The 20,385-nt window shown below is 49.6% G+C and carries 20 protein-coding genes; 9 read left to right on the plus strand and 11 right to left on the minus strand.

Annotated features, from left to right (window positions below):
- Nucleotides 1-401 precede the first annotated feature (401 nt).
- From nadC to H6F93_RS14445, 3 genes are all read left to right on the plus strand, one after another.
- Entirely contained in the window at nt 402-1,268 is an 867-nt protein-coding gene (gene nadC, locus H6F93_RS14435; protein ID WP_190641448.1) for a carboxylating nicotinate-nucleotide diphosphorylase, read from the plus strand.
- A gap of 21 nt (nt 1,269-1,289) precedes the next feature.
- On the plus strand, nt 1,290-3,050 hold the full coding sequence (gene argS, locus H6F93_RS14440; RefSeq protein ID WP_190641449.1) for an arginine--tRNA ligase: 1,761 nt from the start codon (nt 1,290-1,292) through the stop codon (nt 3,048-3,050).
- Nucleotides 3,051-3,210: 160 nt separating this feature from the next.
- A complete protein-coding gene (locus H6F93_RS14445; protein WP_190641450.1) occupies nt 3,211-4,026 on the plus strand; it encodes a sulfite exporter TauE/SafE family protein in 816 nt (271 codons plus the stop codon).
- Between the two features lie 9 nt (nt 4,027-4,035).
- On the opposite strand, the gene def is transcribed toward H6F93_RS14445, so the two are convergent.
- The 6 genes from def to H6F93_RS14475 form a co-directional block, all read right to left on the minus strand.
- Nucleotides 4,036-4,569, minus strand: coding sequence for a peptide deformylase (gene def / locus H6F93_RS14450; protein WP_190681844.1), 534 nt, complete (start codon nt 4,567-4,569; stop codon nt 4,036-4,038).
- A 28-nt stretch (nt 4,570-4,597) separates the two neighbouring features.
- The gene (locus tag H6F93_RS14455; RefSeq protein ID WP_190681847.1) at nt 4,598-5,179 is read right to left on the minus strand and encodes an LOG family protein; all 582 of its coding nucleotides are present in this window, start codon (nt 5,177-5,179) and stop codon (nt 4,598-4,600) included.
- 9 nt (nt 5,180-5,188) lie between these two features.
- Nucleotides 5,189-6,244 (minus strand): hypothetical protein, encoded by a 1,056-nt coding sequence (locus H6F93_RS14460; RefSeq protein WP_190681850.1) that lies wholly within the window; start codon nt 6,242-6,244, stop codon nt 5,189-5,191.
- An 81-nt stretch (nt 6,245-6,325) separates the two neighbouring features.
- Nucleotides 6,326-6,829, minus strand: a complete 504-nt coding sequence (locus tag H6F93_RS14465) for a DUF4112 domain-containing protein (RefSeq protein ID WP_190681853.1) — start codon at nt 6,827-6,829, stop codon at nt 6,326-6,328.
- Nucleotides 6,830-6,985: 156 nt separating this feature from the next.
- Nucleotides 6,986-10,306 (minus strand): efflux RND transporter permease subunit, encoded by a 3,321-nt coding sequence (locus tag H6F93_RS14470; protein WP_190681856.1) that lies wholly within the window; start codon nt 10,304-10,306, stop codon nt 6,986-6,988.
- A gap of 20 nt (nt 10,307-10,326) precedes the next feature.
- The gene (locus H6F93_RS14475; protein WP_190681859.1) at nt 10,327-11,703 is read right to left on the minus strand and encodes an efflux RND transporter periplasmic adaptor subunit; all 1,377 of its coding nucleotides are present in this window, start codon (nt 11,701-11,703) and stop codon (nt 10,327-10,329) included.
- Between the two features lie 160 nt (nt 11,704-11,863).
- On the opposite strand from H6F93_RS14475, the gene H6F93_RS14480 reads away from it, so the two are divergent.
- Genes H6F93_RS14480 through ribD form a run of 3 tightly spaced genes read left to right on the plus strand, consistent with a single transcriptional unit; the run spans nt 11,864 to nt 13,680 of the window.
- Nucleotides 11,864-12,412 carry a PadR family transcriptional regulator gene (locus H6F93_RS14480; protein ID WP_190681861.1) on the plus strand — a complete coding sequence of 183 codons (549 nt, stop codon included), beginning with the start codon at nt 11,864-11,866 and terminating at the stop codon, nt 12,410-12,412.
- Between the two features lie 13 nt (nt 12,413-12,425).
- Entirely contained in the window at nt 12,426-12,566 is a 141-nt protein-coding gene (locus H6F93_RS14485) for a hypothetical protein (protein WP_190681864.1), read from the plus strand.
- 19 nt (nt 12,567-12,585) lie between these two features.
- Nucleotides 12,586-13,680 (plus strand): bifunctional diaminohydroxyphosphoribosylaminopyrimidine deaminase/5-amino-6-(5-phosphoribosylamino)uracil reductase RibD, encoded by a 1,095-nt coding sequence (ribD, locus tag H6F93_RS14490; RefSeq protein ID WP_190681867.1) that lies wholly within the window; start codon nt 12,586-12,588, stop codon nt 13,678-13,680.
- Between the two features lie 114 nt (nt 13,681-13,794).
- Here ribD and H6F93_RS14495 read toward each other — a convergent pair whose 3' ends face one another.
- The 4 genes from H6F93_RS14495 to miaE all read right to left on the minus strand — a co-directional run bounded on the left by H6F93_RS14495 (nt 13,795) and on the right by miaE (nt 16,322).
- Nucleotides 13,795-13,998 (minus strand): hypothetical protein, encoded by a 204-nt coding sequence (locus H6F93_RS14495; RefSeq protein WP_190641459.1) that lies wholly within the window; start codon nt 13,996-13,998, stop codon nt 13,795-13,797.
- A gap of 356 nt (nt 13,999-14,354) precedes the next feature.
- Nucleotides 14,355-14,960 (minus strand): DUF4168 domain-containing protein, encoded by a 606-nt coding sequence (locus H6F93_RS14500; protein WP_190681870.1) that lies wholly within the window; start codon nt 14,958-14,960, stop codon nt 14,355-14,357.
- A gap of 235 nt (nt 14,961-15,195) precedes the next feature.
- On the minus strand, nt 15,196-15,726 hold the full coding sequence (locus H6F93_RS14505; protein WP_190641461.1) for a GNAT family N-acetyltransferase: 531 nt from the start codon (nt 15,724-15,726) through the stop codon (nt 15,196-15,198).
- Nucleotides 15,726-16,322, minus strand: coding sequence for a tRNA isopentenyl-2-thiomethyl-A-37 hydroxylase MiaE (miaE, locus tag H6F93_RS14510; protein ID WP_190641462.1), 597 nt, complete (start codon nt 16,320-16,322; stop codon nt 15,726-15,728). The genes H6F93_RS14505 and miaE overlap by 1 nt, the downstream gene beginning before the upstream one ends.
- 157 nt (nt 16,323-16,479) lie before the next feature.
- Here miaE and H6F93_RS14515 point away from each other — a divergent pair, with 157 nt between their 5' ends.
- Complete coding sequence (locus H6F93_RS14515; RefSeq protein WP_347277295.1) at nt 16,480-17,319, plus strand: hypothetical protein; 840 nt, start codon at nt 16,480-16,482, stop codon at nt 17,317-17,319.
- A gap of 418 nt (nt 17,320-17,737) precedes the next feature.
- Nucleotides 17,738-18,460: an HAD family hydrolase gene (locus H6F93_RS14520; protein ID WP_190681874.1), complete on the plus strand. Its 723-nt coding sequence runs from the start codon at nt 17,738-17,740 to the stop codon at nt 18,458-18,460.
- Nucleotides 18,461-18,511: 51 nt separating this feature from the next.
- On the opposite strand, the gene H6F93_RS14525 is transcribed toward H6F93_RS14520, so the two are convergent.
- Nucleotides 18,512-19,117 (minus strand): CPP1-like family protein, encoded by a 606-nt coding sequence (locus H6F93_RS14525; RefSeq protein WP_190681878.1) that lies wholly within the window; start codon nt 19,115-19,117, stop codon nt 18,512-18,514.
- A 455-nt stretch (nt 19,118-19,572) separates the two neighbouring features.
- Here H6F93_RS14525 and H6F93_RS14530 point away from each other — a divergent pair, with 455 nt between their 5' ends.
- Nucleotides 19,573-20,292, plus strand: a complete 720-nt coding sequence (locus H6F93_RS14530) for a response regulator transcription factor (RefSeq protein ID WP_190641465.1) — start codon at nt 19,573-19,575, stop codon at nt 20,290-20,292.
- Nucleotides 20,293-20,385 lie beyond the last annotated feature (93 nt).

Raw genomic sequence — 20,385 nt, forward strand, 5'->3', positions numbered from 1 at the left:
AAGCCAGTGCCTTCCGTTTCCGTTCGGCTCTCTCTCGACCGCTTAACCAATATAACGAGACATCCAAGAAACTGTCAAGCATTTCTGGAAAGTTTTTTGGGAAACGCTGAAAGCATCGAATCTGCAGAGTTTCAGCTTTTTGGGCGCTGGGAATCTTCGAGAAATCGCTTTTAAGGTCTATGATTTCTTGAGATGAATCTCTAACGCGATAGGATGAGTTCCGAGCGGAGTGGTAGCTGCAAAATCCTGAAAGTCTTGATTGCTATTGGATTAAGACGGCTGTCTGCTTAGTTGGGACGAGCGAGATACTCATCCAGAGGCTTAGAAAAGTTGCAGGTTGCATCAATGAGTCCTAGCTAATTACTATTGTTGGACTTAGTGAAGCTGGAAAATTATAAGTAATGGCTCCTGTGTTACCGCCTGTTTTGGTGCTGGATCAACTGCTGAGAAGTTGGCTTTTGGAGGATATTGGGCGGGGTGATCGCACAACTCAAGGCCTTTTTGCATCTGACGCTGTTAGTGGACAGGCTCAGTGGATTGTGAAAGAAGCAGGGGTCGTTGCGGGATTGCCGATTGCTGCGCGGGTTTTTCATCTACTCAGCGAACAGTCCACTTTTACGGCACTTGTTGAGGAAGGACAGTGGTGCGCTCACGGACACCCCATTGCTCGGTTGAGTGGATCGATTGATGCGCTCTTGACGGGGGAGAGGGTTGCGTTAAATGTAGTAATGCGGCTGAGTGGGATTGCAACGCTGACCAATAAGTATGTGGAGCAGATTGCAGATTTGCCAACTCAGTTTGTCGATACGCGCAAAACTACGCCGGGACTGCGACTTTTGGAAAAGTATGCAACTCAAGTGGGCGGTGCTGTGAACCACCGCATGGGATTGGATGATGGCGTAATGATCAAGGATAATCACATTGCGGCAGCAGGGGGAATTGGGGAGGCGATCGCCCGAATTCGTCCTCATATTCCTTATCCGCTGACTATTGAGGTGGAAACGGAGTCAATTGAACAGGTTGAAGAAGCCCTGGTTCACAAAGCGGACATCATTATGTTGGATAATATGCCACTGGAGATGATGAGACACGCAGTGCAGGTTATTCGTCAACGTAGTCCGCATATTAGGATTGAGGCTTCAGGTAATATTACGCTGGAGACGATCCGGGCGGTGGCGGAGACGGGTGTGGACTATATTTCTAGCAGTGCGCCGATTACTCGCTCTTCTTGGCTAGACATCAGTATGAGGATGGTCGTTGCCAGTTAAGAGTTAAATAGTTTTTGATTTATGAATTCTACAATCCAGAAAATTCGAGAGCAGTTTGAGCAGGCGTTGGTGGCTGCGTTTGGGTCTGACTTGGAAGGAACAGATCCGATTTTGGTACCTGCTAGTAATCCTAAGTTTGGGGATCATCAGTCTAATGTAGCGATGTCGCTGGCGAAGCGATTGGGGAAAGCACCGAGGGCGATCGCTGAGCAAGTTATTCAGCACCTTGATGTGAGCGAGTTTTGTGAACCACCTACCGTAGCAGGTGCGGGTTTTATTAATTTGACGTTCAAGACGAGTTACCTAGAGGAGCAGCTTCGGTGTGTGCAGGCTGATCCCCGACTGGGAGTAGCTCCAATTGAGCCGCCTAAACGGGCGATCGTAGACTATCCCAGTCCCAACATTGCGAAGGAAATGCACGTTGGACATTTGCGTCCCTCAGTGATTGGAGATTGCATTGCCCGAATTCTAGAATTTTTGGGTTATGAGGTGTTGCGACTCAGCCATGTGGGGGATTGGGGAACGCCTTTTGGGATGCTGATTGCATATTTGCGGGAAGCGTATCCAGAGGCGCTGAAGTCTGATGAGAATTTAGATCTGGAAGATTTGGCATCGTTTTATCGTCATGCCAAAAAGCGATTTGATCAGGATGCGGCCTTTCAGGATGCAGCGAGACTGTCTGTGGTGCAGCTTCAGGCGGGAGAGGAGGAAACGCTGCGTGCTTGGAAAATTGTTTGCGATCTGTCAAATCGAACCAATCAAAGAATTTTTGATCTGATGGGTTTGTCTCCTCTAATTATTCGAGGTGAGTCTTTTTATAATCCGTTTTTGCCGGATGTGATTGAAGAGTTGGATCGGCTTGCTTTGTTAGTTGAAGATAGTGGGGCAAAATGCGTTTTTCTGAAAGGCTTTACGAATAAGGAAGGGGACCCTTTGCCTCTGATCGTGCAGAAGTCGGATGGTGGATATAACTATGCCACCACTGATTTGGCTGCCATTCGCTATCGGGTGAATGTGGACAAGGTAGACCGAGTGGTTTATCCAGTTGGGGCAGAACAAACAAATCACTTTGCTCAAATTTTTCAGGTTGGGAAACGAGCGGGCTGGATTACGGACGATGTAGAGTTTGTTCACACGCCGCTTGGGTCTGTATTAGGGGAGGATGGGAAAAAGTTAAAGAGCCGTTCTGGAGAGGCAATTCGGCTGGAGGATATGTTGAATGAGGCGATCGCCCATGCTCGTACTGACCTAGAAAATCGTCTTAAAGAAGAGGGGCGTGAGGAAACAGAAGAATTTATCAAACATAGCGCTCAAGTAATCGGGATCAGTGCGGTAAAGTATGCTGACCTGAGCCAAAACAGAACGAGTAACTATGTTTTCAGCTATGACAAAATGCTGGCGCGGCAAGGCAATACGGCTGTATATATGCTTTATGCCTACGTAAGGACGCGTGGGATCAGTCGGAAAGGAAACATTGATTTTGAAAAATTAGGTTCCGACTGCCCGGTTGTGTTGAAAGAAGATGAAGAGTTTGTATTAGCAAAACACTTACTTCGACTAGATGAAATTCTCAGCATAATTGATGCAGATCTGCTGCCAAATCAGCTTTGCCAATATCTATTTGAACTGAGCCAAAAGTTTAATCAGTTCTACGATCGTTGCACGGTACTGGATGCGGAAGAACCTATCAGAACGTCGCGGTTAGTGTTATGTGATTTGACTGCGAGAACGATCAAATTAGGACTATCTTTGCTGGGAATTCCCGTGTTGGAGCGGATGTAGCAGTTAGGGAAACTTCTGGTTGACGATAAAACTTCTGATAACCTTTGAAGAATGTAAGTTGGGTTGAAGTATGAAACCTTAACGCAAAGCTTATGTAAGTGTTGGGTTTCGCTATGCTCCACCCAACCTACCAATGCGTCTATTACAGGAGTTGGTGTGAATGCTTGATACGCCCCTGGAATGGGTACTGCTGGTTTTGGTAGGGTCAGTTACCGGAGTTGCAGCTGGATTGCTGGGAATTGGGGGGGGGCTGCTGATGGTTCCAGCCCTGACATTTCTGGGAGTGCCATTAATCCAGGCTACTGCGACGAGTTTGATTGGGGTGTTTTTGAGCGCGGTTTCTGGTAGCTTGCGGAATCTGGGAGCCGGTGAATTGAACTGGCGGGTTTCGTTAATGCTAGCGGCTTTTGGGGTTGTTACGGCGCAAGGGGGTGCCTGGTTGGGCGATCGCCTCCCTGACCCAGCTTTGGCTCTAGGATTTGCAGTTCTGTTGCTAGCTACGACGTATTTGATGGATCTACGTCAAAGACTCAAGCGAAAAACTGAGAAAACGATGGAACCAGAATTAACATCTGGGGAAGAAGTGCCAGAAGCAGAGAAAGAGGCACCGCTGACTTCAATTGCTGGAATCGGTCTGTTAGCAGGTGGGCTATCTGGTTTGTTTGGCGTGGGTGGTGGGGTGGTGATGGTGCCGCTGCAAATGCTGTTTTTGGGAGAATCGATCAAGGCGGCAGTGCGGACGAGTTTGGGCGCAATTGTGGCGATCGCCGTTTCAGGACTTGCCCAGCACACGTGGAATGGCAACGTTTTATGGATTCCTGGGTTGTGTCTGGGATTAGGTGGAATTGTTGGAGCACAGGCGGGAACTCGCTTGTTGCCTCGATTGCCTGATCGAACGGTCAATTTCCTGTTTAAGTTTTTGCTGTTTGCTCTAGCCGCCTACATGATTGTTCGAGGCGTTCAGGGTTGGATCTAGTTATTCCTGTCAGCAAGTTTCAGCAATCAGCTTGAGGTATTCCTGGTCAGTAATAATGTCTTGCGTGGATTCCAATCGATCCAGAAAAACATAGCCTTCCAGATGATCGAACTCGTGCTGGAAGATGCGAGCGACGAAATCGGTAAGTTCTTGGTGTTTGAGGTTGCCGTGGCGATCGCAATATTCAATCGTAATTGCTTGATATCGAGGCACCAGTCCCCGAATTCCAGGAATGCTCAGGCAACCTTCCCAATCTTTTACCACTTCATCAGAATGGCTCACCAACCGAGGATTAATCATTGGAGTCGGCTCCATCTCGGGAGCATGAGGATATCTGGGATTGGGACGAGATGCGACGATTAGCAAACGCTGAGAAACACCTATTTGAGGCGCTGCAATTCCAACTCCGTTGGAATGCCGGAGGGTTGCAAGCAAATCGTCGATCAAGGACTGCACTGGCTGTGTTTGAATTTCGGTAATGGGTTCGGCAGTTTGGCGCAAGACAGGATTACCCAGTTGGGAAATTTGCAGTAATTCAGCCACGGCTTTGATCAACTCCTGGACAGGTCAATTAGGTTTGATCGCGATCGATCCACTTGTGAATTTGGATAGGCTGATATTGGTTCAGCTTCTCCAAGAGTTCTTCACAGGTTTGCGCTTCGATCACCGCTGAGCGATGTTCGGGACGGACAAATTGCGCTTGAACCGCTTGGTTGAAGAAGGCGATCAAAGAGTTGTAATATCCCTCAATATTAAGCAAACCACAGGGCTTTTGGTGCAGCCCTAATTGCCCCCAAGTGAGAACTTCAGCAAATTCTTCAAGCGTACCCATGCCGCCGGGGAGCGCGATGAAAGCGTCGGCGTAGTCTGACATGAGGGCTTTGCGTTTGTGCATGGAAGCAACGATATGCAGTTTGGAGAGACCTGTGTGAGCAATTTCGCGATCGGCTAGCGCTTGGGGGATTACGCCGATGACTTCACCCCCTGCGGCAAGGGCGGCATCGGCGACGGTTCCCATGAGCCCAACTTTGCCGCCGCCGTACACTAGCCCGATGTTTTGCTGTGCCAGCAGTTTACCTAGCTGCTCGGCTGCAAACCCGTAAGCAGGGTTTGCTCCCTGATTTGAGCCGCAAAATACGCAGACTCGTTTCATACTTGCCTCTTAAGCATCTGTTTCAGGCAAAATTTTGAGGCGAATAGTGCGAGAGAAACTACCTCCATCTGGATCACCCAGTTGGACTTCCAGCACTTCACCTGAAAGGGGACTAAGGTGAGCAAGGAGCGATCGCAAGTGAGGTGTACTCGCGCCGCTGTCCAGATAAACCCGCTCTGAAAGCGTGTTGAGCCGTTTCCAAGTGGTGTAGAGTTTGACGATCGCTTGCTCTAACTGCGAAGCCTGATTTACTAAGTCAGCCGTAGAACTAAGGCAACCGACCCGCAACGCTTCTTCTAAAGCAGATTCCAGGTCAAGCGCTTCGTTATCCAAGGCCTGCACGTTGGTTGCAGCATTGAGATACTTCGCCAAATAGCGAGCTTCGGCAGTAACTTGCTTCAGCGTATCCACGTCAGGATTTCCTGCCACCTCTGCCTGGAGGGAAACCTGATGCGCTTCTGGCAACTTTTCCATTTCTCGCACCAGTGGAGCCAAATAGCGGGTAGGAATTGTGCTGTTAGCAGCTTTTTCCTTCACGACTTCAGGAATCAGGTCTGAAGTCATTGCTGTCCATTCGTCGGAAAGCTGGCGGACTTCTCGGCGAGTGATGCGATCGCCCTTTCGCGCTGCATCACCGACCATTTGCTGAACTTCCGGGGACGACTGAGCCGTTTCGACAAAGGCGCGTTTGCTGAACTGGTTAACATCTTCCGGCTCTAGGTAACCCTCTTCCAGTAGCGCATCGGCGCTATTTGCCAGTTCGATTAGCGAATAAGCCTGAGTTTTGCTGATTTCGCGATCTTTGAGCCAGTTAAGAAATCCAGCACCTCGACCGTCACCGCCCCGCTTTTCGCGATCGCGCACTGCTCTGAGGATGCGTCCGCGCCAAATCTCGGTTTGCAGGTCAAAGCGATCGCACACCTGCCAGGCTGTCTCGACCTGACTCAAAAATTCTGCTTCGGGAATCAGATCATCCTCTGGATCAGGAAGCTGAAGGCTGAGATCAGGGTTTTGCTCAAAACTAAAGTTGTTCAAATCAGTGGGAAGTGGAGGCGCTTGAACCATGAGAAGACTCTGGAAGACAGTGCATCATTATTGCATAATCCTCCCTTGGAGATCACGCCAAATGTAGCGCTAAGAATTGAGTTAGCCGCCACTGATAGCGCCAATTAGCAGGCGAACCAGCAGTACAGAAAAAGTAGCAAAACCTATAATAACCACTGCTAAGCCGAGGATGAGCAGAATTAGAAATTTGCGATCGCTCCCTCGGTTGGATTGGGGCATATCGACATGAGTTTCAAGCAAGGCAATATTTCGAGCATTTGCCTTCCAGGTCGCGTCAAACACATCGCCTAGCATGGGCACCGATCCCAGCACAACTTCTAAAACAATGTTGGATGCCATTCGCAACAGGGTTTCACGAGGCACGCCCATTCGTGCTGCTTCAACGACAATGTAGGCTGATAGCGCTCCTGCAACCGTATCTCCAGCACCGGGCAGTAACCCCAGAAGTGGATCAAGTCCAATTCGATAACCTGTACCAGGAATTGGAATGGCGTTGTCTAAGACATGGCTGAGTTGGCGCAGACGTTGAAGCGAGGTGTGTCTGTTTACAACCGATGGGACCCGCTTGGGAGGAGGCTGTGACATCTAGGATGCTCCAAATAATGCCAGGAATTTTTGCTGGGCGATCGCCATCAGATCAGAATCAACGGGCTAAAGCATTTGTGGCGATCGCGACAGAAGTTGCGATCGCCACAATAGCGTAAATCAAACCAGGAGAGCCAGTCCTCTACCAGGAGAACGTTATTCCTTCAGAAATCGCCTGACTACTTTTCGTTTGGAGGGTTGTCGAGACTGGCGATCGACCCTATCTAACGCTAGAGCGACCCGCCCACGACGGGACATTCGCTTCATCCCGTCTGTCCAACGGGGATTATGGAGCAGCAGGTAAAAGCAGGGAATGATGAACAAAGTCAGCAATGTACCCAGAGACAACCCGGAGAAAACAACAATTCCGAGTGGTTGCAAAAACTCTCCCCCTTCACCCAATCCTAAGGCTAGGGGAAACATGCCTAATACTGTCGTAATAGTAGTCATCAAGATAGGACGAAGCCGTTGAGGAGCTGCTTTAAGAATGGCAGTGCGGCGATCGACCTTTTCTTGCTCACGGATCTGATTTGCTAATTCCACCATAATGATGGCGTTGTTGACGACGATGCCTACCAGCAGCACAGCTCCTATAATTACCGTTGCTCCAATTGCCGTTTGGGTAATAAATAGCCCCAACATGCCACCAACCAGCGCTAGCGGAACGGTAAACATGATGACCAGCGGATCGATGAGCGAGTTATATTGCACTGCCATCACCACAAATACCAGGAAGGCTGCCAGTCCACCCAACACAGGTAGAGCAGACTGGATTTCTTGATTACTTTGAGCTGCCGCACTGGGAAGCCGACTAACCCCTTCAGGTAAATCTAAATTTTGGATAATTGCATCGACCTCAGCCAGAGCTTGACTCAAGCTAGCGCCCTCATTCAAGTTACCCGCTGCGATAAATACTTGACGTTGGTTAATGCGTTGAATTTCACTTGGAGACGTGCCTTCTTCTAATTGCGCGACATCTCCCAGACGAATCAGTTGATTATCTTCAGTAAATAGAGGCAACGCTTCTAGCTGCGAAGGTTCTCGTATAGAGTCGCGATCAAGCTGTACTCGTACATCGACTAAACGATTACCTCGCTGAAGTTGGGTTGGAACCGTTCCCTCAACGGCTGTTGTCACGACATCGCCAATGTCTTGGGTATTCAGCCCTAAAGCAGAAATTCGCTCTAAGTCGGGACGAATTTGAATTTCGGGCTGGCTTTCGTCGGCATCGGCGCGGAAAGTTGCCAGCGTTGCTTGCTGTTCCAACGCATCCAGAACCTGGTTTCCGGCTTCATTTAGCGTTTGTGTATCTGTCCCCTGAAGCACGATGTCAACTTCTGCCCCTCGCACTGGAGAGTTATTTAAGACCAAACCCCGGACTTCCCCTGGTCGCAGGCGAATGCGAGTATCCACCAAATTCAGCTTGTTGACTTCTTGAGTAACGCGACTGACAAAGGCTTCAACATCAGTCCCCCGTTTAAGGGTGATTGTACTAGTACCCCTTAGAGGGTTTTCGTTGGTCGAGCTGCCAAATAGAGAACCACCCGAAGTTGTAAAAACGTATTCTGTTTCGGGCTGTGCCTGTAGAATGTCATCCACCGCGGTCATCACTTTGCGATTGACTTCTAGAGGCGTACCCGGTGGAAATTGGGCATTCAAGTTAGCCTGCCCAGTACTGATGCGAGGCAGGATTTCTTGAGGAATTCTACCTGCTACAGCCAAACCGCCCCCACCCAATATGAGAAACGTGACTAAAAGAACTATGACCCGGTGTTTTAGCACCCGATCTAACAGCGAGGCATAGCTGCGAGTCGAGGCGTCAAAGCGACGGGTGAATTCTCGCAGCAGCCAAAACCTTGAAACTCCGCTTGACCACTGAATTCCTAACAAACGAGAGGCAAGCACTGGAATCACAGTGACCGCAACGAGGAGAGAGGCCGCAACAGCGAAGATAATGGTCAGGATTAATTCGTTAAATAGAAGTGCGATAAACCCTCCGATTAACAGGAAGGGTACCACTGCGATCATGTTTGTGGTGGTAGAGGCAATCAGGGCAGACTCTACAGTTTGGCTACTTTGAATTGAGCTTTCAATTAGCTCTTCAGAACTCAAGTTTGATTGAGCATCCTGTCCAGGAGTCATACCCGCTGATTCAGCGATGGTTTCGAGCATGACAATAGAGCTGTCAATGACGTTACCTACGCCTAGCGCTAGGCCACCCAAGCTAAATATGTTGAGCGATAAGCCAAACATCCCCATCAAAATCATGGCTGCCAGTGTCGTCAAAGGAATGGCAAGAACAATGATGATTGTCTGGCGGATAGAGCCCAGGAAGAGGAGGACGGCGATCGCCGCCAAACCTGCCCCAGTTATACCTGAACTCGTTACGTTGGAAATAGAGTTGCGAATAAAGATAGATTCATCCAGTGTTGGAATGAACTCCATGTCTTTGGCGATGACACCCGCTTGCCTGAGTTCTTCTAAGCGGCGTTTTACCCCATCTACAACTTCAATTGAGTTTGCGTCTGGCTGTTTCTGAATGCTAACTTTTACCGCGGGCTGCCCGTTTAGGGAGACAAAGACCCGTTGCTCTTCTGTGTTGTCGATTACTTCTGCAAAATCGCGCAGATAAACGCGACGAGGAGCACTGGCAGTTGAGCCCGTTGATGCAGAGGTAGAATCGTCGCTACTCTCTGTCTCTTCATTACCGTCAACAATAAAGGAGAGGTTGTTAATCTCCTCAGCATCCTGAAACCGTCCAACAGTTCGGGTTAGCGGTTCAGAGTTTTCACCTAGAATACGACCGCCAGAAACATCCTGGTTAGTTTGCTCCAGCTCATCCAACACGTCTGACAGAGCTATCCCCAGGGACTGCATTCGACTTAAATCGACATTGACGCGAACTTCTTCAGCTTCGCCGCCTGATACATCTACCGCCGCGACCCCAGGGATTACTCCTAATTCACGAGCTAGCTCCTCGTCTGCAAACACCCTCAAATCAACAGATTCTAACGAGGGGGAAGTCAACGCCAATTCATAAACAGGCAACTGTGACGGGTCAGCTTTGAACAGCCGAGGTTCTTCGATGGTGTCTGGCAGGTTTCCTCGGGCCCGATTGAAAGCAGCAGTTGCATCATTGAGCGCTTGATCAATATTTCCACCCGGTTCAAAGTACAGGTCTACGCTGACTTGCCCTTCCCGAGTTTGGGAGTAAACCTGAACAACACCTTCCGTTGCAGAAAGCGCTTCTTCGAGGGGACGGGTAACTTCGTCTATCGCTACCTCAGGTGAAATTCCTGGTGCATCTAGCCTTACCCCAATGCGCGGGTAGGTAATTGAGGGCAGCAGGTCAGTCTGAAGGTTAGACGTATAAAATATGCCAACGACAATGACTGCCAGGGTTAGAATCAGCGTTCCGATGTGCTGGCGAATTGAGATTTCGCTGGGGCTGAAGCCAGAAGATTTTGGGGTCTGCATTGCACTGATAGGTGAGAAGTTCAGGAGGACGTTTCTGAGATAAAGCTGAGGCGAACTGCATCACCATTTTTTAAGCTGTCACTGCTGCGAACGATAAACTGCTCCCCTGGCTCCAGGCCAGAGAGAATTTCAACCTGAGCATCAGCGCGATCGCCCAACCTTACCGTTCGAGCCACCACAGTCGGCTCCTCTTGAGAACCTTCTAAGACAAAAATCGTGGCTGTTTCGCCTGACTGCTCATCTGATTGCTCTGATGCCGAAACTTCTGCCTGCGGTGATTCTGCGTCTGAGCTTCCTGCGTCTGCCTCTCCTCCGATTTCGATCGCCGTCAACGGAACAACCACTCGTTCAGCAGCCTGTTGAGAGAAGCTAACCCGTGCTAGCAGTCCACTGCCGATGCGTTCATCTGGGTTCGGTATTGTCACCTCAATTGGGATTAGACGAGCAGTGGGGTCAGCCGCAGGAGAAATGAGCGTTACCTCGCCCGAAAAGGTTTGGTTAGGAAGTGCATCCAGGCGAACCTGGACGGGTTGACCTACTTGAATACCTGCCAGTTCGAGTTCTGAAATTTGAACTTCTACTTTTATTTGGCTGAAGTCTCCCAGGCGTAGTACTTCACTTCCTGGCTGGGCGAGATCACCGGGTTCCGCTGCCCGTGACAAGACTGCGCCAGATACCGGAGAAACGAGCGTACTGTAAGATTGCCGCTCTTGTTCTTGGGCAACCAACGCTTGCTGAGCGACAACTCGCCGTTCGGCTGCTCTCACCGCCTGCTGACGGGTGCGAACCTGCTCTTGCGCCGATCTGAGTGCTTGCTCTGCTGTGCCAACGGTAGTTTGGGCAAGTTCTACCTGTTGCTCTGCGATCGCCCCCTCGTTAAATAATTGCTGTTGTCGTGCGGCATCTGACTGCGCCTGAGCCAACTCTAGCCGCGCTTGTTCTACTAGGGTCAGTGCATCGCTGACTTCTGCTTGCAGGCTGGCCACTTCAGACTGACGGGCTGCTTCCTCTGCCTGCGCCTCAATCACAGTTGCGGTCAGCAACCTATTATCGAGCCGCGCCAATACCTGCCCCCGCTCTACTGGATCGCCCATATCGACCGTTACATCTAATAGTTGCCCTTCAGCTTGCGATCGCAGTGAAACTTCTCGGAAAGGTCGGGTTGTGCCAGTGAATTCCTCTGCTGACTCCAAAGGGGCAGTTTCAGCAACCATCACATCAACAGATGGTGGACCGCCTTGCTCTGCACCAGGAGGCTCAGGTTGAGCCTCGCTACGAGGAAACAGTTCGCATCCGGCTGACACAAATAATAAACTGAGAGTCAAAATTAGGCGGCTGGCGATTGACACAGGTTTACGCGCAACAGCCAGGGGCACGGAAGGAGCGACCTGCAACATAAATTTCTTGCCAATTATTTGGAAAATTTCTTGCCTTAGCTGATCAAGCGCTTGCTTAAAAATGCAACAGAGTTTATTGCATTTTGTAAACGCTGTATCCTTAACAGGTATATCAATTTGGAGTAGGAATATCAACCTGATATAGAAATACGTTGAAATAATGTTGGAATTAGCAACACTTGGATTTTTACAAAAGCAACCTTTGCACGGCTACCGTCTAAAGCAGCAGCTAGAGCTATTTATGAGTGGCTGCATCAGCGTCAACTATGGGGCGATTTATCCTTTGCTCAAACGGCTGGAGGCAAGAGGAGATATCGTGACGCTGGAGGAGGAAGCTGGAGAATCGGGTTCGAGCCGCAAAGTGTATTGCATCACTGAGGCGGGGCGCGATCGCTGGCGACGCAAAATGCTGGAATATCCGCATGAAAGCTGGGTCAACAGTCGGTCCCGTTTCATCATCAAATATTTCTTCTTTAGCCACCTTCTTCCCATAGAGCGAATTAAGCTGCTAGAGCAACGATTGCTGGTTTGCCGTCTGCGGCTACAGGATCTAGAGCGGGAAGATATGACTAGCAGCACCGATCGCTATGAGTCAACAGCGTGGCGACGGCATCTAGCCAACTTGCGGTTTGAGATTGATTGGCTACTGGAACAGCTTGAGCAAGAGAATCTTGAGAAGAGGTTGCAGGAAGCGGGGGTTGGGGATTAGGGGGAGGAATGAGTTGGCTCGAAGGGCACACTACACCGTAACTCTACTGAAATTGCTGAATGACTTGCAATTCTCGACAGTCCTGCAATATTTCTATAGGGCGATCGCCCCCAAAGCAGATCTAGCGGCGATCGCAAGCTCATATCTCCCTTGAATGAACTCAATTCTTCTTTATGAACGCTGATTTTGACCGAACCATGATGCAACGTTGTCTGGAGCTAGCGCGTCAGGCAGCAGGTCAAACAGCCCCAAACCCATTAGTGGGAGCCGTTGTGGTGCAAAACGGTCAGATCGTTGGCGAAGGATTTCACCCCAAGGCGGGGCAACCTCATGCTGAGGTTTTTGCATTGAGGGCAGCGGCTGAGCAAGCACAGGGAGCTACCGTTTATGTCAATTTGGAGCCTTGCAATCACCACGGTAGAACTCCACCTTGCACAGAAGCCCTAATCCAGGCGGGGGTTGCCAGGGTCGTTGCAGGAATGGTTGATCCCGATCCGCGCGTGTCTGGGGGTGGCGTTGCCAGACTGCAAGCGGCTGGGATAGGGGTCAGCCTTGGTATCGAAGAGGCAGCCTGTCAGGAATTGAATGAAGCATTTGTGCATCGAGTGCTTCATCGCCGACCGTTTGGCATTTTGAAATATGCGATGACCCTAGATGGCAAAATTGCTGCTAGCACCGGACATAGTGCCTGGGTTACAGGAAAAACTGCACGAGCAGCAGTTCACCAGTTACGCGCTACCTGTGATGCAGTGGTTGTAGGTGGAAACACGGTTCGGCGTGACAATCCGCTGCTGACCAACCATCAGGTTGCCCAGCATAACCCGCTCAGGGTGGTGATGAGCCGCAGTTTGGATTTACCCGACGATGCCAAATTATGGAACATCGCGGAAGCTCCAACGCTAGTCTTGACTGAAGCTGGCAGCAGACCCGAATTTCAAACTGCTTTGAGGAAGCGGGGAGTTGAAGTGGCTGAGATGTTATCTCTGGCTCCTGCTCAAGCAATGGACTGTTTGTATGAACGGGGCTGCTTGAGTGTTTTGTGGGAATGTGGAGGACGATTGGCAGCTGAGGCGATCGCCGATCGGGCTATTCAAAAAGTTTGGGCATTTATTGCCCCCAAAATTATTGGTGGGGCAACGGCTCCTTCCCCAGTTGGTGAGCTGGGCTTGTCGTTGATGTCAGAGGCGCTAGTACTGGAGCGGGTGAAGTGGCGATCGCTTGATGCGGATTATTTAATAGAAGGCTATTTGCCAGTTGGGCAGCCTTAGCGCATCTTGATTACCGTTAGAAACATCGAAAGGCTGCACCTAGAGAGTGCAACCTTTCAACAGCGGTTTTAAAGGTGGAATCAGAATGTTTATTGAGCGATCGCTCGTAGCAGTCTACTGGGGAGGAGCCTCAGTTCCAGGAGCGGTAGGAGCCTCTGCTGGCTCTTCGGTAGGAGCAACCGCCGGATCTTCAGCAGGTGCTACAGCGGGGTCTTCAGTGGGTGCAGTTTCTGCATCATCGGTACCAGCAGGAGCGCAAGCGCCAACAGCTAGCGTCATTCCAAGTAACAAAGGTAGAGCGAGAAACTTTAATTTCATTGCGATATCTCCTGATTTTTTATCATCCGTCCCTACACTCAATTTGTCAGAAAAAGCGAGACCAGCCTATGCTCCGTAAGGAATAATTCGATTTCTCGAAAACCTCCTCCCGTAGGAAGATCTGCTGAATCCCGGTCTAACTTAAGAGCTAATTTCAGGCGACGTTAGGTAGTGCTTAGAAACACAAAAGCCATTGCTCAACTTGAGAATAGGAGGAAGTTTCTAATATGACGATCGCCCACTATAGGAGCACAGCATTGCCGTGCCCCTACGGAGTCGTTCGTCATGCGCAACGCCACAAATCGGTACCTTAACAGAAGGGTATAGACGCGCTCACGAAGGCAAATCGAGTTTCCCTACTGAGGCAATTCTTGACCTGAGGCAGGTTCAGCTCGAAGAATTTGCTCAACTTCCTGCTGCAAAGCAGGATCTTGCTGCACAGCAGCAAGAATCTGGTTAAACTGCTCAACTTCTAACCCTTCAGCTTGAACCGCTTCCTGGAATCTAGCTTGGGTCTGCTGACGGACGGTCGTGATCTCGTTTGCGGCTTGCTCAAAGCTCTGCAATTCCTCATCAGAAATCTCTACATCGGCTCCTGCTTGAGGGTTTTGCTGGGCTTCAGCAATTTCATTGAAACGATCTGGGGTTAATCCTTGACCTTCAACAATTTGAAGTAGCTCAGTTTGAGTTTCCTGCTGAATCGTTTGGAGTTGCGCGATCGCCCTGGCAAATTTTTCGATGTCCTCTGAACTTACCTCAGCAGCGGACTGGGGTTGAGCCTGAGTAGGGGGCGTGGACTGAGCTTCAGTAGGAGGAGCAGGCTGGGCTGCAGGGTCTAGCTGTTGGGCTGAAGGCTCAGTTGGCTCAGCTGTAGGAGGAGCTGATGTTTGAGATCGAGCGGGTAGGCTCCCAAAGACTACCAGCAGCAAAAAGGTACTGCCTGCCAAAATTTGCTTCAGCATTTCAAGTTTCTCCTTAAACCTTAAGGTGTTTACTCCACTGCAATCCAGTGTTTGCCGTCTTGGCTTTCGACGGATGCAAACTGGTTTTACGTCCGAGTGGATTTTTGCTTAAATCCTCGGCAGAGTCCGCAGGATTTAGGAGTCACCCTGACAAGCCAATGTTGAGTTGATGTGTCAGAGACATGAAGCTTATGACACAGCTCGGTTAAGTTACGGACAAAGAAGAGGTGTGTGATTAAACGCCTTCGCTTTTCTCTGAAAGCTGCTGCTCTAAGTTAGAAGAACGTTCTAAAAGCTTGGTGTAAAGGCGATCGCATCGCTTGGTTTCAACCCCAGTTGCTGGTTGATAACCGCTACTCTCGTAAAGCTTGACCGCTTCAAAAAGCACGCTCGCCGTTTCTAACCAAATCTGTTGATAGCCCCGTTTGGCGATCGCCTCTTCTAAGTTTTGTAACAAATAGCGCCCCAATCCTTGCCCTCTCGCTTCGGGCAAAAGGTACATCTTGCGAATTTCTACTGCATTCGTCCCTTTCGCAACCGGATAGTAAGCGGCTGTGCCTACTAGGCGCTGCTGTCGTTCGACCACCCAAAATTCGCCACCTTTGTTCCAGTAAGACTCCTCAACAGACAAGACATCTCGGTCGGCACCGTCTGGTTCACACTCAAGCCCATATTCACTCAGCACAGAGCGAATCAACTCTGCTGCGACTGTGCGATCGCCTGGTTGCCAATCTCGAATCCAAAACTCGCGGTAATGGCTATTCACTAACTATGAATCCTTGGCTCAGGGTAAAGGGTTGACAAAAGCTGGCTCTCCACAGCCGCAAGCGATTCTAGCCGCTCCATCACAACTGCGCGCTCAAAATAAGTAGTTGCTAGTGTCCAGTAAATGCCATAGTGACGCGCTTCCGATGCCATTAAGCCTCGATAAAACTGCGCTAGTTCTACTTCAGGGCAATGAGCAGCTAACAGCCCCAACCGTTCGTGGCTACGGGCTTCGATTAGCCCAGAGACGAGCAGCAGGTCGAGCATTCGGTCGGGTTCATGACGGCGAATTTCAGCCTTGAGTCCAGCAGCATAAGGTGGTGCAGACAGTGGTGCCAGGGGAATGTCACGCCGATCGAGCCACTGATTCACCTGCTCGAAATGCTCTAGCTCTTCCTGGGCGATCGCCGTCAAGGTTCGCACTAGTTTAGCGCTGGAAGGATAACGAAAAATTAGATTGAGGGCTACACCCGCCGCTTTCCGTTCACAGTGAGAATGGTCAAGCAAAATAGTGTCAAGATTGGCGATCGCCTGCTCTACCCATTGAGTTGAGGTAGGTTGCTGAAGGAATTTAATCGTGGGCAGGGTTGAAGTCACAGGAAAATTGGGTTTGAAGAAGAATTTCTAAAGGGAGGGGGAGCGGTTACACCTCTGTCAGATTAGCAAACGCTCTATCAGATTTGCGTAATTCTACGATTCACGGCTGTTGATCTACAAAGCTGGATACGGGGTTTAGCGCCAGCCAGAGGAAGACGTGACTACAAATACTCAGCCATCCAATTCGGTTCTCAAGCAGGAAGCACTGGCAGCGATCGCCGACTTTGAGCAATCTGCTGCACCCAGCCTGTGGCCGCATCTGGATAAGCAAAAGATTATGGCAGAGATGCGATCGCGGGTGAATGACCCCTTTAAAGTCAATCAGGGTAAGCAACCTTTTTGTGGTCCAGCTTCGATCTTGTTTGAGCTAATCCGTAAGCAGCCGCTGCGTTACGTCCAGATTTGTAGGAGTTTGTTTGAACAGGGCAATTTCCAAGCGAAGACAAAGCAGATCAATACCTCTACTCGGCTGCGTCAGGAAAGCAAAGGCGATCTGCAAATGGGGCAGGCAGACTGGTTGGTGCTAGCAACGCTACGCGATGCAGAAAATTTACTGTTTCCCGTTGATCCCGATGCGCCTGAAATGATGCGTAACCTCAGCGGCATGACTAAATCCTGGGAAATGAAAGGCTGGGTTAGAGAAATTTTGGGCTACGAGCAAGTGAAGTACAACCACACCTACCTCTTGGGCGACATCGGAGCCCTGCAAAATGCAGCTCGGGTGATTGAGGCGAGTGGCGTAGCGTTCCTGCTGGTAACGGCTGATGGCTTGCTGGGGCAAGCTACACCCGGCAAGGATGACCTGCCTGTTGCTCTGCCCAACCACTGGATTGCGTTAGTCGGCAATGTTGCAATTCAAAAGGGCACTTTCGGTCAACACGACAGCGGACATGTCAGCTTTGACGTATTCACCTGGGCAAAAAAGATGCACGTCGATGTTAACGAAGGTCCGTTTGAACGCTTCCTTTGGGGCATTGTGACAGGACAATCTGTTTAAAGAGATAAAGCTAATTAGAAGGCTAGAACGGCCGAGGTAGAACGCTTCCTGTTACAAAGTTTTCCTTTGCATAAATCTAATGAATTGCCGTTTCATTGCTGTTTCTAATAGGCTCTAAAACCGCTGCTTATTTAAGAAGTATTGAACAGCAATTCATCATCTTGCTAATCTCCGCAGCTTCTTGTTCTGGAAGTAAGTGTTTCCTAGAGGGGAGCTTGTCCTGAGTACTTCATCCAAGGCTGCACGAAAAGTCTGCTCACGCGGACTTGTTTTCTGTCGTTTTTAAGTTTCTTTAGTCGCAGATTTAACTACAAAATTGCTTCAAACTTTGAGACTTTCAACAGAGTGTAATTTTGGCGCTTGAAAGTTAGTATGTTTTAATAAAAGTTAATACTCGTTTTTAGGTTGGTGCTTTGAGATGCTAAGAATTATTACTGATTTTGATGGCCCTATCATGAACGTTTCTGAACGGTACTATCGGGCCTACCTATTTTGTTTGAGAGAAGTTCGATATCCTGACCGGCCAGTTAATCCACTCTCTAAGGAAGAGTTTTGGGCTTTGAAGCGATCGCAAATGCCTGAGCGCCAGATTGCACGGCTCTCGGGGCTAGATGCGACCCAGGCAGAAAAGTTTTACCAAGTGCGGAAACGCACCGTCCACTCGATGCCTTATCTGGTTTATGACACGCCAGTGCCAGGGGCGATCGACACGCTCAAGCGACTTCGGCAAGCAAAGGTCGATCTAGCTGTAATGACGATGAGACGGGTGCGGGAATTGGATGATGCGTTTGATCGCTATGACCTCGCACAATTCTTTCCACTGGACAGACGGTTTTGCCTCAGCAATGACTACGTCAAAACGGCTGATGTGAAAGACAAGCCTCTGCTAATGCAGCAAGCACTAGCCCAGCTTCCAGCGGCTGAGGAAATTTGGATGGTTGGCGATACGGAGGCTGATATTGTATCGGCTAAAACTCACGGTATCAAAGCGATCGCCGTGCTGTGTGGCATTCGCGATCGCACCCAACTGATGCAGCAGCGCCCCGACCGAATTGTGAACAATTTCGGCGAAGCAGTAGATTTGATCTTTAAAGAGTCCAACGTTGTGCCAGCCAACGCTGTAGGAGCAGCCATCTCCTAAGTGGCTGATCGGCAGCATTATAGGTGGGTGAATGCTTGATCGCCGGTGACTTTATCGCAAAAAGCTGTCGATCAACCAGAGGACTAGGAACGTCACCCAGGCTGCAAAAGTGTCTGCTTCAATTCTTAGGTCAGCGAGTTGGGGTTGCAGCAGGCTAGCTGCCTGTAACCCCAACACTACGCCTAAAATCAGTCCTACCAAAGTCAGCAGAAAAGATCGACCAAATTTGTGTTCTTTACGATTTAAGAAGTAGAGGCTAAAGCCGACTCCCAAGGCTAACCCCACCGGGGCTGAACTCAGGCTGAGAAAAGCCGTTCCAGCAAACAGCGCAGCGGGCCAAAGAATGTCGGCTCGACTGGGTGTATCAATAAAACGCTGTAACCAATCCGGAGTTTGCTTGGTTGGGATTGGAGTGAATTCAGGGGGTACTTCAACCAGCCGCTCTGGAAAGCGAATCCGGTCGGGCACTTTAATTTTGCCTTCTTGTCGCAGCCGTAGCCGATCCATCAGGATCGCGTCATAAGCTGCCTCAATGGACTCTACCAGCTTGCGATCGCCGCTGTGTTCCTGCACGAGACGATTACGAGCATCCTGAATTTCTTCAAACGAAGCGTTTTCATCTACCCCAAGCTTTAAGTAGTGATTCTGGTCACTCATCTACAACCTCCAAAAGACCCCCAATATATTCGATTATGATTGGCAATAAGAAAATCAGGAAGCCCGCAGTCTGTTAGCATCTCTGCCCAGCTTAAGCTGCTGACCGTCTACTGCTAGCCATCTGCTGCTAGCCATAGTGTAACTGTCTACCCTCTTTTCGCAAACTAAGGATGCAAAAGTTTAGTTCAGGTAGTGCATATAAGCTCAAATTTAGCTAGATTTGCTCAGGCAGGTGTTTGCATTGCCGATTTCTAGTGCGGATAATTGTTTTATTAAGCGCTTAATATAACAGGTATCCATTTCTACAGCCTATTCTCTAAAGAAGTCTAGTGAAATCTCTAGTGAAATCTATTGACGCAGCTACCCTCGCATAGGCTATTGTTTCATCTGCCATTGCATCAGCTTCTGCTTACGTTTACCGATGCTCATCCACTCCTCAATGTAAGGTTATGGTCATGGCTCCAGCCAAGATTCTCGTAGTTGATGACGACCCCTCCATTCGCACTTTGATCCATCGATTTCTGTCGAAACAGAATTATCAGATGGAATCTGCCGAAGACGGCAAGACTGCTTTGGCTATCTTCGAGCAATTTAATCCAGACTTGGTGATTCTGGATGTCAACCTGCCAGATTCTACTGGCTATACGCTTTGCCAAGAGATGCAAAGCCGAACTGGGGTATTTGTGCTGATGCTAACTAGTCGCACAGACGAGGTTGACCGGATCACCGGGTTCAAGAAGGGTGCAGACGACTATTTGACAAAACCCTTTAGTTTAGGGGAGTTAGAAGTTCGGGTGGGGGCAATCCTAAAACGTCAGCGCCCAGTGACAACGGCTGAGCAACAGTGTCTAACTTTTAATGGATTGGCGATCGATCCGGTACGGCGAGAAGTCACGCTCAACAATGACATTGTGCCCCTAACGGCGCTGGAATTTGACCTGCTGCACTTTTTGGCAAGCCATCCTGGACGAGTTTGGCGGCGGGCTGAGCTAATCCAAAAAGTTTGGGATTATGAGTATGTAGGCGACCAGCGGGTTGTTGATGTTCATATTGGGCAGATTCGCAAGAAGATTGAGATTGATACAACTCAGCCCGCATTAATTCAAACGGTGCGCGGGGTTGGCTATAAGTTTGAGGCTCCTGGGGTAGGTCAGGAGGGTGCTGTCGCTCAGTAGGTCAAGCACCTGACTTTCCCGTTAAACAGAAAAACACCTCAAAGAGAAGCGCACCTCCCAGGAGGTGCGCTTCTCTTTCATATTGCTACCGAT

Origin of the sequence: Leptolyngbya sp. FACHB-671 (genome assembly GCF_014695745.1) — a bacterium.
In the GTDB taxonomy this organism is placed as follows: Bacteria; Cyanobacteriota; Cyanobacteriia; order Elainellales; family Elainellaceae; genus JAAUTN01.